Genomic DNA, 14,825 nt, shown 5'->3' with positions numbered 1-14,825 from the left:
GTGATCAGGGTCATTGGTCCCGGGTCGGGTCGGGCCCCCCGGCCCTGCCGATTCTTCTACGACGCCGGGTAGTATTTACTACGTCTCGTAGTATGCACAGCTGGGGGTTTCAGGTGGACGCGTTGGACGTCGCCCGCTGGCAGTTCGGTGTCACCACCGTTTATCACTTTCTCTTCGTGCCGTTGACCATCGGCCTGTCAGTCCTGGTGGCCATCCTGCAGACCATGTGGCACCGCACCGGCAACGAGCGGTACCTCAAGCTCACCAAGTTCTACGGCAAGCTGTTCCTGATCAACTTCGCGATGGGTGTGGTCACCGGCATCGTGCAGGAGTTCCAGTTCGGCATGAACTGGAGCGACTACTCCCGCTTCGTCGGCGACATCTTCGGCGCCCCCCTGGCCATCGAGGCCCTGGTCGCCTTCTTCCTCGAGTCGACGTTCATCGGCCTGTGGATCTTCGGCTGGGACCGGCTGCCCAAGCGGCTGCACCTGGCCAGCATCTGGGCCGCCGCCATCGGCACCAACCTGTCCGCCTACTTCATCCTCGCCGCGAACTCGTTCATGCAGAACCCGGTCGGCTACCGGATCAACCCCACCACCGGCCGGGCGGAGCTGACCGACTTCCTCGCCGTGCTCACCAACAAGGTCGCGCTGATCACCTTCCCGCACACCCTGTCCGGGGCGTTCCTGGTCGCCGGGTCGCTGATCGTCGCCGTCAGCCTTTACCACGTCATCCGCCACCGGGACAGCGCCGACCACGGCGCCTACCGCTTCGCCGCCAAGTTCGGCTCCTGGGTGGTCCTGGTCGCCTCCGCGCTGGTGCTGTTCACCGGCGACATCCAGGGCAAGATCATGACCGAGGTGCAGCCGATGAAGATGGCCGCCGCCGAGGGTCTCTACACCACCGAGAGCCCCGCCTCGTTCTCCGTACTCACCGTCGGCAGCCTCGACGGCAGCCGCGAGGTCTTCGCCCTCAAGATCCCGTACCTGCTGTCGTTCCTCGGCACCGGCGACCCGAACGGCACCGTGCAGGGCATCAACGACCTGCAGGCCCAGTACGCCACCCAGTACGGCGCCGGCAGCTACACCCCGATCATCCCGGTCACCTACTGGAGCTTCCGCTTCATGATCGGATTTGGGCTCGCCGCCGCCGCGATCGCCCTGCTGGTGCTCTGGAGCCAGCGCAAGGGCCGCACCCCCCGCAGCAAGTGGCTGCTGCGCGCCGGCCTGGTCATGCCCGCGCTGCCGCTGCTGGCCAACTCCTTCGGCTGGATCTTCACCGAGATGGGCCGCCAGCCGTGGATCGTCTTCGGGGAGATGCTCACCCGCAACGGGGTGTCCCGCACCGTCTCGCTGGCCGAGGTGCTCACCTCCTTCACCGCGTTCACCCTGATCTACGCCGCCCTCGCGGTGGTCGAGTTCAAGCTGCTGGTCCGCTACGCCAAGGCCGGCGTACCCGACGTCACCCCGGCGCCCGTATCCCAAGACACCGACGACGCCGAGCGCCCGCTCGCCTTCGCCTACTGACCCCGGAGCCCATCGTGGAACTGACGACCGTCTGGTTTCTCCTCGTCGCCGTGCTCTTCACCGGCTACTTCATCCTCGAAGGCTTCGACTTCGGCGTCGGTATGCTGCTGCCCGTCCTCGGCCGCGACGACCGGGAACGCCGCGTCCTGATCAACACCATCGGCCCGGTCTGGGACGGCAACGAGGTCTGGCTGATCACCGCCGGCGGTGCCATGTTCGCCGCCTTCCCCGAGTGGTACGCGACCCTGTTCTCCGGCTTCTATCTGCCGCTGCTGCTCATCCTGCTCGCCCTCATCGCCCGCGGGGTGGCCTTCGAATACCGGCACAAGCGCCCCGAGGCGTCCTGGAAACGCCGCTGGGACCAGGCCATCTTCTTCGGCTCCCTGGTGCCGGCGATCCTGTGGGGCGTCGCGTTCGCCAACATCCTGCGCGGCGTGCCGCTCTCCGCCGACCACGAGTACGTCGGCGGCCTGCTCGACCTGCTCAACCCGTACGCCCTGCTCGGCGGCCTGGCCACCCTGGGCCTGTTCCTCACCCACGGCGCGGTGTTCCTCGCCCTGAAGACCACCGGCGACATCCGTGAGCGAGCCGGCGCCCTCGCCGTCAAGCTCGGCGTCGGCACCGCCGTGATCGCGGTGGCGTTCCTGTCCTGGACGCTGACCATCCGCTCCAGCGCGGCCGCCGTCGTGCTCGCCGCCGGCGCGGCCCTCGCCCTGCTCGGTGGGGTGGCCGCCGCCCGGGTACGCCGGGAGGGCTGGGCGTTCACCGGCACGGCCGTGGCCATCGCCCTGGCCGTGGCGACCCTGTTCGCCGCGCTGTTCCCGAACGTGCTCCCGTCGACGCTCGACGCTGCCGGCACGCTGACCGCGACCAACGCCGCCTCGACGCCGTACACCCTGAAGATCATGACCTGGGTGGCGGTGGTGTTCACCCCGATCGTGCTGGCCTACCAGGGCTGGACCTACTGGGTGTTCCGCAAGCGGATCGGGGTGGCGAACATCCCGCAACACTGAGCAGCCCGCGGCCGCGGGGCCGGTGTGACGCGATCGGCACCGGCCCCCGCGGCACACCGGCCCCTGCCGGCTGGGCGAGCCGACACCGGCTGCCGGCGGCTATGCTTCCCGCCGTCCCGCCCCGCCCACCGTGAGGACCCCGCATGCGCGCAGCGGCCGCCGAAGCACCGGCGCCCACCCCGCCGACGGCCCCGTCGACCCGGTCGTCTCGCTGGCGGCCCCACCGGCGGCACCTGCCCCTCGCCGTCCTGCTCGGCGTCTACCTGGCCGCCCGGGTGCTCATCCTCACCCGATTCAGCGTCTACATCTCGTTCGACAGCACCTCGTACGCGGACCAGCCGGGCAACACCCTTGACCTGCTGTCGTTCACCGGTCACGCCCCCCGCCCCTGGGGTGTGCCGCTGCTGTACGCGCTGGCCGGCACCAACTGGGCCGGGGCGGTGGTGCAGTGGGCGATCAGCACGCTGGCCTGGTCGCTGCTGATCTGCGCCTGCTGGCTGCTGCTGCGCTCGCTGCCGGCGCGGATCTTCGCCGCCGCCGCCCTGGTCGGCCTGGCCCTGACCCGGTCGATCTACCCGTGGGACCACGCCGTGCTGTCCGAGTCGCTGTCGATCAGCCTCGGCGTCGCGGCGCTGGCGCTGTTGGCCATCTGGGTGCGGACCCGCTCCCGGATCGCGCTGGGCGGCCTGGTCCTGGCGACCTTCTGGTGGACCTTCACCCGACAGGACGTGCTGCCGTACGTGCTGCTGCTGGTCGTCGTGCTCGCCGGGTACGCCCTGCTACGCCCCTACCGCCGCGCGGCCATCGTCGCCACGGTGGTCCTGCTCGGTGGCCTGGCGTGGAACACGACCACCACGCCGACCGTCGACGAGAGCTACCGTGCCTGGTACTCCGGCCTGAGCCTGTCCGAGGCCACCTTCCTGTACCGGCTGCGTTTCCAGATCCTCAACGACCCGCAGGTGAAGAGCGCCTACCAGCGCGAGTTCGGCATGCCCCGCTGCGCGCCGGCGGAGCAGATCGCCAAGGGCACCCCCTGGAAGATGACCGAGTTCATCGCCGGCTACCACAGCTGCCCGGACCTGGAGGACTGGGCGCAGCGGGAGAAGGGCTCGGTCGCCTACCGGTACGCCCTGGCCCACCCGAAGCACTCCGCCGAGAAGGCGGCCGATGTACTGCCGGCGCTGCTGGGCGGCACCACCGGCCGCTACGCCGAGCCCGTGGCCGCCCTGCCGGACTTCCCGGAACGGGTCTTCTTCCCCCGCCCCGACCGGGTGCTGCCGATCGCCGGCCTGATCCTCGTGGTGGTGGTCGGCGCCGGACTGCTCGCCCGCGGGTTCCGGCGGGCCCGCTGGCTCGCGGCGGCCGGTGGCCTGCTCGTCCTGGCCAGCACCGGCAGCGCCGTGGCCGGCACGCTCTTCACGGCCGGCGAATACGCCCGCTTCGGCATCCAGGAGGCGGTGCTGCTACGGGTCGGGCTGGTCCTCCTCGCGGCCGCCGCGATCGAGGCCGTCACGGCGTCGGCCATCGACGGTATCGCCACGCTGCGCCGCCGACGCGCGCCCCTGACCGCACCCGCCGGCGGCCCGGGGACCGGGGAGGCGGCGTGGGCCCTCGACGGGCACGGCGAGGGCCCCGGCCCGACGCCGGCCGGCGACCTGCCCACGACCACCGGCGGAGACCCGGCCGGCGGCCGGCCCTGGCCCGCCGGCCGGGAACCGGACGCCACGCCCGCGCGTCGGCCCTGAGTCCCGCCGCCTGCCCCCGGCTCCCGGGGACAGGCGGCGGCAACGGCCGGCCGTCAGTGGGCCTCGCGCAGTTCCGCCAGGCGTGCCTCGATCTCCGCCAGCTCCGCGCGCAGCTTCTCCGCCTGCTGCTCCGCATCCGCGCGCTCCGCCGCCAGGATCTGCTCCACCGCCTCCTGCACCCCCGGCACGTCCACCAGCGCCACCATCCGCAGCGCCTCCGCCGGCTTCACCACGTACGGCTTCGCCAACGCCTTGCTGCCCTGCTGCGCCGCCACCGTCCACTCGCCGTCGGCGTACGCCAGCGTCACGGTCAGCCCCGCGGGGCCCTTCGGCTTCGCCGCCTTCACCGCCCGGCGGGCCGGCTTCGCCTCCGCCTGCTGCTCCACCTTCGGCTCCTCTCGGCGCGGCGCCGGCACCCGCGGCGTGTCCAACACGAACTCCGGCTCCACCGGTGCTGCCGGCTCCTCCGGCTTCGGCTCCGACGGCGCCTTCCGGCCCGCCCCACGGGGCGCGATCGCCACGTCGGTGGGGGAGAACGGCAGCTCGTCGCGGCCGAACCGCACCACCACGAACTCCTCGGACGCCTCCGGATCGGTCAGCTCCACCACCTGGCCGACCTGGCCGGCGATCTGGCCGGCCGCCGCCGTGAAGACCACCTTCGGCTTGCGGCCCACGGCCAACGCGTCCCGGATGCCCTGCACGTCGTCAGCGGACAACCCTCGGCCAGCGGCATGCATCAGAACCCTCTTCCGTACATTCGTTTGATGCCTGACTTGATACCAGCCGGCTGCGACACTCGCCGCACCGGGGATCGGCCGGGTGGTCAGCGGAAGAGCTCATCCAGCGCGGGAATGCGCTTCCGGTAGCCGTCGAGGAGCACGCGCGCGGTGGACACCGAGTCCACGAGGGGGTGCAGTGCGAAGGCCTCCAGGGCCAGCCGCGCCGATCGCGTCCGCGCGGCCTGGATCGTGAGCTGCTCGACCGCCTTGACCTGCTGCACGAGCCCGAGCTGGTGACCGGCCAGCGGGCGCGCCGCCAGCGGTTGAGGGCCGCCGGCGTCCACCATGCACGGCACCTCGACGACCGCCTCCGCAGGCAGCCCGGGGACGGCGCCACCGTTGCGGACGTTGAGGATCATGGTGCTGCGTTCGTTGCGGGCGACGGCTGCCATGATGGCCAGCGCGACGCCCTCGTAGCCCCCACCCTCGACGTCGGCCGCATCGCGCGCCTCATCGTCGGAGTGCCGGCTCTCCCGCATGTACGTCGCGTCGCGCTCCCGGCGCACGCGCTGCCACTCCTGGTACGCGGACTGCGGGCTGGCCACGACGGCGTCGTAGAAGCGGTGCTGCTGGTCGAGCAGGAACTCGCCGCGGGTGGCCGCGCTGCCCTTGATCGACGTCACCGCGTCGCGGGTGAAGTAGTAGTAGTACAGGTACTCGTTCGGGATCGCGCCGAGGGACTGGATCCACTCGGAGCCGAAGAGCCGGCCTTCCTCGATGCACCTCAGCAGGGCGTCGTCGGCGATGAGTTCGGGCAGGACCTCGGCGCCGTCGTGGCGCAACCCACGAAGCCAGCCGAGGTGGTTCAGGCCGATGTAGTCCGGCGAGGTCCGCTGCGGGTCGTGCCCCAGGGCGCGCGCAGCCCGACGGCTCAGCCCGATGGGGGAGTCGCAGATGCCCACGACCCGGTCTCCCAGCACCTGCTGCATGGCCTCGGTGACCATGCCGGCCGGGTTGGTGAAGTTGATGACCCATGCTCGCGGGCTGACCGCCGCCACCCGCTCGGCGACCTGCACCGCCACCGGTACGGTGCGCAGCCCGTACGCCACGCCGCCCGGCCCCGTTGTCTCCTGCCCGAGCAGTCCCAGGTCCAGCGCCACCCGCTCGTCGGCGGTGCGCCCGGCGAGGCCGCCGACGCGGATGGCGGAGAACACGAAATCGGCGCCGCTCAGCGCCTGGTCGAGGTCGGTGGTGGTGGTGACCCGCGGGGCGCCCGGATGGCCGGCAGCCATCTGGTTCAGCACGAGCCCGATCGCGGCAAGCCGGTCCTGCGCGACGTCATGCAGACACACCGACTCGATCCGCGGGTCGGCGGTGTCCCGCAACAGGGCCCCGTAGACCAGTGGCACCCGGAAACCGCCGCCGCCGAGAATCGCCAGCTTCATGCGACCACAACCTCCACTCCGGACCGGGCGCACAGCTCCAACGTGTCGGCGTCGGCGCCCGCGTTGGTGACAACGGCGTTCAGGTCGCCGACCCCGCACACCCGCAGCGTTCCCGTGCCCGGAAACTTGTGACGGTCGGCCAGCAGGACGGCGCGGCCGGACGCGGCGACCAGGCCACGCTTCACCGGAACCTCCACCAGGGTCGTGTCGAGGACCGCGCCGTCGGAGCGGACTCCGCTCGCCCCGACGAAGGCGACGTCGGCGTGCAGCTGTCGGAGCGTGTCCTCGGTGATGACACCGACCAGGGAGTGGTACGCGCGGCGCACGAGGCCACCGAGAAGGACGAGCTCGACGGCGTCGTCATCCCGCAGGACGTCCAGCACCGCGAGGCTGGCGGTGACCACGGTGATCCGCCGCCCGCGCAGCTCCTGGGCCAGCAGCTGGGTGGTCGTTCCGATGTCGAGCAGGACCATGTCCCTGTCCCGGACCATGGCCGCGGCGGCCCGGGCAATCGCCCGCTTGTCAACCGAGTCGACTGCGGCGACCAGGGCGAACGGCCGTTCGACGTCGGCGTCCTCGGCGCCGAGGGACGGAAGGTGCGCGCCTCCGTGGACTCGAGTGAGCTTGCCCTCGGACTCCAGTCGCTGCAGGTCGCGACGGACGGTCGCCGCACTGACGCCCAGCGACGCGGCGAGCTCCTCGACCGAGATGGCGCCGTTGACCCGTAGCCGCCGCACGATCTCAAGCTGGCGTTGATGACGCACGCCGAGAACGTTACCAGTCAATGAGGAGCAATACCGCGCACGGGATGCGCGAAGCTGCGCGGGATTGCTTGTGATTGGTCCGGTCGGCTGGCAGTATGTGGCCCGTTGGTGAATTCTTTCCCGAAGGGCGCCCGCCGTGACGGATGTCGTCTACGACCCGCTCGCCGCTGCGCGGACCGCGGATGGCCCGGACTTCGACGTGTTCCTGAGTGGCACGGTCTTTCTCGACATCATCTTCACCGGGCTGAAGTCGATGCCGTCGGCCGGGACGGAGGTCTGGGCCGGCGGCATGGGCTCCTGCCCGGGCGGCATCGCCAACCTCGCCGTCGCGTCCAGCCGGCTGGGTCTGCGCACGTCGCTGGCGGCGGCCTTCGGCGACGACGACTACGCCGACTTCTGCTGGCGCACCCTCGCCGAGCAGGAAGGCGTCGATCTCAGTCGTTCGCGTCGCTTCGATGCCTGGCACTCCCCGGTCACCATCTCCATGGCCGTCGATCGTGACCGCAGCATGGTCACCCACGGCCACCCGGCGCCGATATCGGGCAACGAGATGATCGGGGTGCCACCGCGATCGCGGGCGGTCATCGTCGACCTCGGCCACGACGTGGCCTGCGGGGCGGACGAGCCCACCTGGGTCGAGGTCGCCCGCACCCAGGGCGCGCTCGTCTTCGGCGACGTCGGCTGGGACCCCACCGGCGAGTGGTCGCCCCGGCTCCTGGACCAGCTCGCCGGATGTGACGCCTTCCTCCCCAACGCCACCGAGGCGATGGCCTACACCCGCACCGATTCCCCCAACGATGCGCTGTACGCCCTGGCGGACCTGGTTCCCCTGGCGGTGGTGACCAACGGCGCGCAGGGTGCGCTGGCGATCGACGGGGCGACGGGCGAGGAGGCGCACATGCCGGCGTTGCGGGTGCCGGCCCTCGACCCGACCGGAGCCGGCGACGTCTTCGTCGCCGGACTGGTCGTCGGCACGCTCGTCGGGTGGTCGCTGCGCAACCGGTTGGCCTTCGCCATCCTGTGCTCCGGTCTGGCCGTGCAGCAGTTCGGCGGATCCCTTGCCGCGCCGGGCTGGGGCGACATCGCCGACTGGTGGCACGCGCTGCGCGACAGCACCGGCGGCGGCTCCTACCTGGCCTCGTTGCGCCGGCGCTACGAGTTCCTTGAAGAGATCGTTCCCACGGTGCCGCTCGGTGGCGTCCACCGCGCCGCAGCTACCATCGCGCGGCACGCGGACGTGGATCGCCAGGTCATGCCCCGGCCGCTCCCGGATGCTGCGCAGGGCGTCCAGCCACCCCCACCAAGGAGCAGGAGATGAAGCCGTTGAGGTCAAGGACTCTGATCACGGTCGGTGCGATCGGTGTCCTCGCGGTCACCGCATGCGCCCCCGGATCCTCGAGCACGCCGCCGCCGACGAAGCCCAACGCCGCGGTGACCACCGACGCGGCCAAGTTGGGCGACGTCACCCTGATCGTCTGGGACCAGGAGGTCCGGGGTGGACAGGCGGCGCAGATGGAGCAACTCAACAAGGACTTCCAAGCCAAGTACCCCAACATCAAGATCCAACGGGTGTCCCGCTCCTTCGACGACCTGAAGACGACCCTGCGGCTGGCGCTCAGCGGCAACGAGGCCCCCGACGTCGTGGAGGCCAACAACGGCCGCTCGGACATGGGCGAGTTCGTCAAGGCCGGGCAGTTACTGCCGCTCGACCCGTACTCCGCCGCGTACGGCTGGGACCGCCGATACCCCGAGTCGGTGCGCCAATACTCCTCGTACAGCCCGGACGGCAAGACCTTCGGGGAGGGCAACCTGTACGGGCTGCCCCAGGTGGGCGAGGTGGTCGGCATCTTCTACAACACCAAGAAGCTCGCCGCGCTCGGCCTCCAGCCACCCAAGAGCTGGGCGGACCTCGAGAGCGCGATGGCGACCGCCAAGGCCAAGGGCGAGGTCCCGATGATGCTCGGCAACCTGGACAAGTGGCCGGCCATCCACGTGTTCGGCACGATCCAGGGCCGCACCACCGCGCCGGCGGACATCAAGACGCTGGCGTTCGGCCGCAAGGGCGCGTCGTGGAAGACCGCCGAGAATCTCAAGGCGGCCCAGCAGCTGGTCGACTGGGTCGACAAGGGCTACTTCGAGCCCGGCTTCAACGGCATGGGCTACGACCCCGCCTGGCAGGGGTTCAGCAAGGGCAAGGGCGTCTTCCTCATCGGCGGGACGTGGCTGCAGGCGGACCTCGCCAAGGCCATGGGTTCGGACGTCGCCTTCATGCTCCCACCGCCGGCGAACGCCGGTGACAAGCCGGTGGCCACCGGCGGCACCGGGCTGCCGTTCGCCATCACCGCCAAGAGCAAGCACCCCGACGCCGCCGCCGCGTACATCAACTTCATCACCAGCGAGCAGGCGATGAAGGTGCTCACCGACACCGACAACCTCCCCGTCGCGGACACCTCGAGCCAGGCGGTCGGCGACGGGCTGCAGAAGGACGTCTTCACCGGATTCGGAGACATCGTCAAGGCCGACGGGCTCGTGCCGTACCTGGACTACGCGACGCCGACGATGTACGACAGCATCACCGCCTCGCTGCAGGATCTGCTGGCCAAGAAGAAGACGCCGGAGCAGTTCCTGGACTCGTTGCAGAAGGACTACGGCGACTTCTCCGTGTCCAACGGTTGACAAGTGACCGCGACGACGACGGGGGCGGTCCGCGAGCACAGCCTCGCCGGACCGCCCCGCCGACCCCGGCGGCCCCACGGGACCGGATATCTGTACGTCCTGCCCGCCTTCCTCGTGTACGCGGCGTTCCTGCTGTACCCGCTCGGGCGATCGGTCCAGATCTCGTTCTACGACTGGGACGGGCTGACTCTCGGGCGATGGGTCGGCCTGGGCAACTACGCCGACGTGCTGAGCAACGGCGACCTGCGGGACTCCTTCGCGCACGCCCTGGTGCTCATGGTGTTCTACGCGATCGTGCCGTTGTGCGTCGGCCTTGTCCTGGCCTCGACGCTGAACCGCGCGAAGGTCCGCGGGCTGTCGTTCTTCCGTACCGTGGTGTTCCTGCCGCAGGTCATCGCCATGGTGGTCGTGGCCGTGGCCTGGCGGCGCATCTACGCTCCTGACGGGCCGCTGAACTCGCTGCTGCAGGCGGTCGGTCTCGGCTCGCTCGCCCGCGCCTGGCTGGGCGACTACGACGCGGCCCTGCCGGCCGTCGGCTTCATCGGCACCTGGTTCGAGACGGGTCTGGTCACCGTGCTGCTGCTGGCGGGCATGAGCCGTATCTCCCCGGAGCTGTACGAAGCGGTGCGCCTGGACGGCGGCGGTCCCGTCCGGGAGTTCTTCGCCGTCACCCTGCCGTCGGTCCGTGGTGAGATCGCGGTGGCCCTGACCCTCACGGTGATCGCCGCGCTGCGGACGTTCGACCTGGTGTACGTGACCACCCGGGGCGGCCCGGGCACGTCCACGTCGGTGCCGTCGTACGAGGTGTACCACCGCGCGTTCGAGCTGGGGAAGGTCGGCTCGGCGGCTGCCATCGGGGTCTGCCTGACCGTCATCATCTTCATGATCTCGTTCGCGATCACCCGCATCGGCGACAGGGACTCGACGTCATGATTTCCCGTGCGGAACGCCTTGCGAACTACGCCATCCTGGTGCTGTTCGCCGCCTTCGCGCTCGCCCCGATCGGGACGGTCCTGGCCGCCGCCCTGGGCCCGGACGACGCTCCCGGCAGCAACTCCGGCAGCGCCGCCAGTATCGCCGGGTTGCATGTCGGCAACTTCGCCACGGCCTGGCAGGTCGGGCACTTCGGCACCTACCTGCGCACGAGCCTGCTGGTTTCGGTGTTCGTCGTCGCGGTCAGCGTGGTCCTGTCCATCCTCAGTGGATATGCGTTGGGAACGATGCGGTTCCGCGGGTCGACGGTCCTGTTCTACGCGTTCCTCCTCGGCATCATGATGCCCAGCGAGGCCATCGTCGTGCCGTTGTACTTCGACCTGCGGACGCTGGGCCTCACCGACTCGTTCTGGGCGTTGGCCCTGCCCCAGGTGGCCCAGTCGGTCGCGTTCGGCACGTTCTGGATGCGGGCGTACTTCCGCAGCAGCAGTCGCACGTTGGTCGAGGCGGCGCGCCTGGACGGAGCCTCCACCCGCACCATCCTGTGGCGCGTGCTGGTGCCGATCGCCTGGCCCGCCGTCGTCACCCTGATCGTTCTGACGTTCATGTGGACCTGGAACGAGTTCCTCATCCCGCTCGTGATGGTGACCAGCGAGTCGCTGCGCACCGCACCGCTCGGGCTGGCGTTCTTCCAGGGGCAGTACACCCAGGGGTTCACGCTGCTGGCAGCCGGCGCCGTGATCGTCGCGACGCCGGTCGGCCTGCTCTACCTCTTCCTGCAGCGCAAATTCATCGCGGGCATGCTCGAGGGCGCTGTCAGGGAGTAACAAGGGCCCGCATCCAGTCACAAGGAGGCAGCTCATGAAGATGTCGCGCAGAATCTCTGCGCTGGTGGCGGCCGCTGTTGTCAACGCGCTCTGCGTGGTCGCGGCAGGTCAGTCCGCGTGGGCCGCCGAGCCCCCGCAGACATACCACGCCGACACCTCAGTCAAGATCAACGTCATGGGCGAGTGGGCCCACCCCGACGACGACACGAGCATCATCGGGCCGTGCGGCGTCTGGCACCAGCGCTACGGCATCAAGTGCGGGATCATCATGGTCACGCGCGGCGAGGGCGGCGGAAACGCCGTCGGCCAGGAGCTCGGCCCCGACCTCGGGCTGCGACGCGAGAACGAGGACCGGGTGGCGCACTACCGCTCCGGCACGGTCGACATCTTCAACCTCGACCGGGTGGACTTCTTCTACAACCAGAGCGCCCCGTTGACCCAGGACTTCTGGGGCCACGAGGAGACGCTGCGCCGGATCACCCGGATCATCCGGACGACCCAGCCCGACGTGTACGTCGGCTTCACCCCCACCCTCGGCGCCGGACACGGCAACCACCAACAGGCGGGGCGCTTCATCTGGGAAGGCGTCCTCGCCGCGGCCGACCCGCACATGTTCCCCGAACAGCTCACCGGCCCGAACGCGGTGAGCACCTGGAAGGTCAAGAAGGTCTTCTCCGGCGGCAGCACGGCAGGCGCCGGCGGCACGACCACCGCCGCCAACTGCACCACCGGCTTCGTCCCGACCCCCGGCACCAACCTCGACACCGTCGCCGGCGTGTGGACCGGCTACGACTCGCCGTACCTGTGGCCCGCCGGCAACCTCCAGGGCAAGCCCGCCGGCACCCCGAAGATCTGGCAACAGGTCGCCGACGAAGGACGAGCCGCCTACCCGACCCAGAGCCGGGTGATGTACCAGGGCAGTTCCAACCCCGCGTGCCCCCGCTTCGGCATGACCGAGTCGTTCGTGCCCTTCCAACCGAACCTTCGTGCTGACGGGTCGCCCAACCCGCTGGCCGGCAGGGACGATGCCCTTCTCCTCGGCGCGACCCGGCCAGACCCCGGCGGTCTGCCGCTGGGCACACTGGAATACCTGACCTTCTCGCGCTTCTACAACGTGGCCTCGACGCCGTTCCAGGCGACCCTTCACCTGAGGTCACCCGAGGGCAAGATGCCCGGCGGGCAGGTAGCCCTGACCGTGCCGGACGGCTGGACGGTGGACGGTCCCAAGACCGTCGGGACCATCTCGGACAAGACCGAGACCACAGTGACCTTCACCGTCACACCCGCCGCCGGTGCCGCGGTCAACCAGAACCACAAGATCTCGGCGCTGTTCTCCAGCGGCACCCGGACGGGATACACCGACAATGTCGTGCGCATCGTCACCCCGGTGGAGGGGCGTTTCGAGCGGTGGGGCAACTGGGCCGAGTACGACCGGTGGCTGGGCGGAACCGCCCCCCAGGCCGCACGGCTCGGCCGGTCCGGCGCCGTCCAACGGATCGGAGTCGGCGGAACCGAGCAGGTGCCGGTGGTCGTACACAACTGGTCGACCACGCCGCAGAGCGGACGTGTCTCCCTGGCGCTGCCCGCCAACCTGACCGCCGACGCGACGTCGAAGGACTACGGTCCCCTCGCCCCGGGCGCCGAGACGACCGTGACGTTCACGCTCACCAACACCGACACCTCGCTGCCGGCCAACCAGCAGGCGTCCGTCCCCATCACGACCACGTACGACTCACCGGCCGGCACCGGAAGCGAAACGCTGGCCCTGAGCATCGTGCCGGCAACCACCATCCCGGCGGTCACGGCAGCACCCGTCGTGGACGGCGTCGCCACCGGCGAGGAGTACCCCGGGCCACGGCTGGACATCGGCCGGATCTGGCAGGGCGCCTCGGGTTGCACCGGCACCGCCGACTGCGGTGTCTCAGGCACCTCGGATCCCGACAGCAGCTACGCCAAGGTGAGCCGCTCGGATGACGCGTTGTACTTCTTCATCCACGTCCGCGACGACTACCAGTCGTACGCCGTGACACCCGCCGAGTGCGTCGGCCACTGGCAGGCGGACTCCGTCGAGATCCTTCTCGACCCCCGCGGCACCGCCTCCCAGAACCTGAAGGACACCGCCAACACGTTCAAGCTGGGCGTGTTCCCGTTCACCAACGACCCGCAGAACAGCAACGGCAACGGCGCCAACGGCCCCTGCTGGTCGCGCGATGCCGACAACCACCAGGGCTACTCCACCGGCCCGCTGGCCGGCACGGTCAGCGACGCCCCCAACGCACCCGGCGTCCAGGTGGCCTCCACCGCCCGCTGGGTCGGCTCGAACAGCACCACCGTCGACCACGCCTACCACGGTGGCGGGTACGACCTGGAGGTGAAGATTCCCCTGGCGGACCTTCCCGCCGCCGTCGACCCGGCCCACCTCGGGCTCAACATCACCCCGTACGACAACGACAACACCGCCGCGGCCGGCACGACCACCCTTCGCCACATCGACATGAGCACCCGGCTCGGCTGGTCGGCGTTCGGCAGCGTCCAGTCCGACCCGTACCGCTGGGGACAGGCGACCCTGCCGGGCTACACCCCACCGGCCGGACGACCGGTGACGGCGCCCCCGCCGAACGTGTCCAACCCCAACCTCAACGGCGCCAGCTCACCGCAGACCATCTGGCAGTCGGCCCGCAACGGGGTTCCGATCTCCGGGCGGGTGCCGGCCCCCGCCCAGAACCGGATCAGGATCAGCAGTCCCGCACTGACATCGACCTCAGCGACGTTCGACATCAACGCGAGCGGGCCCGGGACGGCACGGGTCTTCCTCTGGACCGGGGACGCCGGCGCGATCCCGGTCTACCAGACCAGCTGCTCCCTTGCGGCCGACCCGCCGCCGGACTACGGCCTGACCCCCTGCGCCGTGGCCGACGGAGGCATCCCGCCATGGTCACCGGACATGAGCGGCCATGTGGTCAGGCAGGTCACCGTCGACGTCAACGCCGGGCTCCACCGGGTCAGCATCCCGCTGACCCCCGGGGCGCCCTCGCCCGAGCGGGCGCTCGTCTCCTTCGAGACGCCGCACGACGAGGTCCAAGCCTTCGACGTCCCGCTGGCCCGATGACCCGGGCGGTCGGGACAGGCTGACCGGAAGGCGGCGGGGCGGCCCTGTGCACACAGGACCGTCCCGCC

At 70.4% G+C, this 14,825-nt stretch carries 11 protein-coding genes; 8 read left to right on the top strand and 3 right to left on the bottom strand.

Going from position 1 to position 14,825, the window contains the following annotated elements; all coding sequences use genetic code 11:
- Window positions 1–113: 113 nt before the first annotated feature.
- The 3 genes from ACNAVT_RS20450 (at window position 114) to ACNAVT_RS20440 (ending at window position 4,284) form a co-directional block, all read left to right on the top strand.
- Window positions 114–1,526: a cytochrome ubiquinol oxidase subunit I gene (locus ACNAVT_RS20450; protein ID WP_416298518.1), complete on the top strand. Its 1,413-nt coding sequence runs from the start codon at window positions 114–116 to the stop codon at window positions 1,524–1,526.
- Window positions 1,527–1,540: 14 nt separating this feature from the next.
- Window positions 1,541–2,539, top strand: a complete 999-nt coding sequence (gene cydB / locus ACNAVT_RS20445; RefSeq protein ID WP_416298516.1) for a cytochrome d ubiquinol oxidase subunit II — start codon at window positions 1,541–1,543, stop codon at window positions 2,537–2,539.
- Between the two features lie 143 nt (window positions 2,540–2,682).
- Window positions 2,683–4,284, top strand: a complete 1,602-nt coding sequence (locus ACNAVT_RS20440) for a hypothetical protein (RefSeq protein ID WP_416298514.1) — start codon at window positions 2,683–2,685, stop codon at window positions 4,282–4,284.
- A 53-nt stretch (window positions 4,285–4,337) separates the two neighbouring features.
- Here the strand turns inward: ACNAVT_RS20440 and ACNAVT_RS20435 are convergent, their stop codons facing one another.
- The 3 genes from ACNAVT_RS20435 to ACNAVT_RS20425 all read right to left on the bottom strand — a co-directional run bounded on the left by ACNAVT_RS20435 (window position 4,338) and on the right by ACNAVT_RS20425 (window position 7,212).
- Window positions 4,338–5,021 carry a hypothetical protein gene (locus ACNAVT_RS20435; protein ID WP_416298512.1) on the bottom strand — a complete coding sequence of 228 codons (684 nt, stop codon included), beginning with the start codon at window positions 5,019–5,021 and terminating at the stop codon, window positions 4,338–4,340.
- An 86-nt stretch (window positions 5,022–5,107) separates the two neighbouring features.
- The gene (locus tag ACNAVT_RS20430; protein WP_416298510.1) at window positions 5,108–6,448 is read right to left on the bottom strand and encodes a 6-phospho-beta-glucosidase; all 1,341 of its coding nucleotides are present in this window, start codon (window positions 6,446–6,448) and stop codon (window positions 5,108–5,110) included.
- On the bottom strand, window positions 6,445–7,212 hold the full coding sequence (locus tag ACNAVT_RS20425; RefSeq protein ID WP_416298508.1) for a DeoR/GlpR family DNA-binding transcription regulator: 768 nt from the start codon (window positions 7,210–7,212) through the stop codon (window positions 6,445–6,447). The genes ACNAVT_RS20430 and ACNAVT_RS20425 overlap by 4 nt, the downstream gene beginning before the upstream one ends.
- Before the next feature lie 136 nt (window positions 7,213–7,348).
- On the opposite strand from ACNAVT_RS20425, the gene ACNAVT_RS20420 reads away from it, so the two are divergent.
- The 5 genes from ACNAVT_RS20420 to ACNAVT_RS20400 are packed head-to-tail and all read left to right on the top strand — an operon-like array spanning window position 7,349 to window position 14,757.
- Window positions 7,349–8,530: a PfkB family carbohydrate kinase gene (locus tag ACNAVT_RS20420; RefSeq protein WP_416298506.1), complete on the top strand. Its 1,182-nt coding sequence runs from the start codon at window positions 7,349–7,351 to the stop codon at window positions 8,528–8,530.
- Window positions 8,527–9,888, top strand: coding sequence for an extracellular solute-binding protein (locus tag ACNAVT_RS20415; RefSeq protein WP_416298504.1), 1,362 nt, complete (start codon window positions 8,527–8,529; stop codon window positions 9,886–9,888). The genes ACNAVT_RS20420 and ACNAVT_RS20415 overlap by 4 nt, the downstream gene beginning before the upstream one ends.
- 3 nt (window positions 9,889–9,891) lie before the next feature.
- On the top strand, window positions 9,892–10,821 hold the full coding sequence (locus ACNAVT_RS20410; protein WP_416298502.1) for a carbohydrate ABC transporter permease: 930 nt from the start codon (window positions 9,892–9,894) through the stop codon (window positions 10,819–10,821).
- Window positions 10,818–11,648, top strand: a complete 831-nt coding sequence (locus ACNAVT_RS20405) for a carbohydrate ABC transporter permease (protein ID WP_416298500.1) — start codon at window positions 10,818–10,820, stop codon at window positions 11,646–11,648. The genes ACNAVT_RS20410 and ACNAVT_RS20405 overlap by 4 nt, the downstream gene beginning before the upstream one ends.
- A 34-nt stretch (window positions 11,649–11,682) precedes the next feature.
- On the top strand, window positions 11,683–14,757 hold the full coding sequence (locus ACNAVT_RS20400; RefSeq protein ID WP_416298499.1) for a PIG-L family deacetylase: 3,075 nt from the start codon (window positions 11,683–11,685) through the stop codon (window positions 14,755–14,757).
- Window positions 14,758–14,825 lie beyond the last annotated feature (68 nt).

Source organism: Micromonospora sp. SL4-19, assembly GCF_047921475.1.
In the GTDB taxonomy this organism is placed as follows: Bacteria; Actinomycetota; Actinomycetes; order Mycobacteriales; family Micromonosporaceae; genus Micromonospora.
The sequence above is the reverse complement of the archived record's forward strand: the minus strand, read 5'-3'. Positions and strand labels throughout refer to the sequence as shown.

Excerpts from the sequence above, each read along its gene's own strand:
- ACNAVT_RS20400 (WP_416298499.1), top strand. The coding sequence starts at position 11,683 with ATGAAGATGTCGCGCAGAATCTCTGCGCTGGTGGCGGCCGCTGTTGTC.
- ACNAVT_RS20440 (WP_416298514.1), top strand. The coding sequence starts at position 2,683 with ATGCGCGCAGCGGCCGCCGAAGCACCGGCGCCCACCCCGCCGACGGCC.
- ACNAVT_RS20430 (WP_416298510.1), bottom strand. The coding sequence starts at position 6,448 with ATGAAGCTGGCGATTCTCGGCGGCGGCGGTTTCCGGGTGCCACTGGTC.
- ACNAVT_RS20415 (WP_416298504.1), top strand. The coding sequence starts at position 8,527 with ATGAAGCCGTTGAGGTCAAGGACTCTGATCACGGTCGGTGCGATCGGT.
- ACNAVT_RS20405 (WP_416298500.1), top strand. The coding sequence starts at position 10,818 with ATGATTTCCCGTGCGGAACGCCTTGCGAACTACGCCATCCTGGTGCTG.
- ACNAVT_RS20435 (WP_416298512.1), bottom strand. The coding sequence starts at position 5,021 with ATGCATGCCGCTGGCCGAGGGTTGTCCGCTGACGACGTGCAGGGCATC.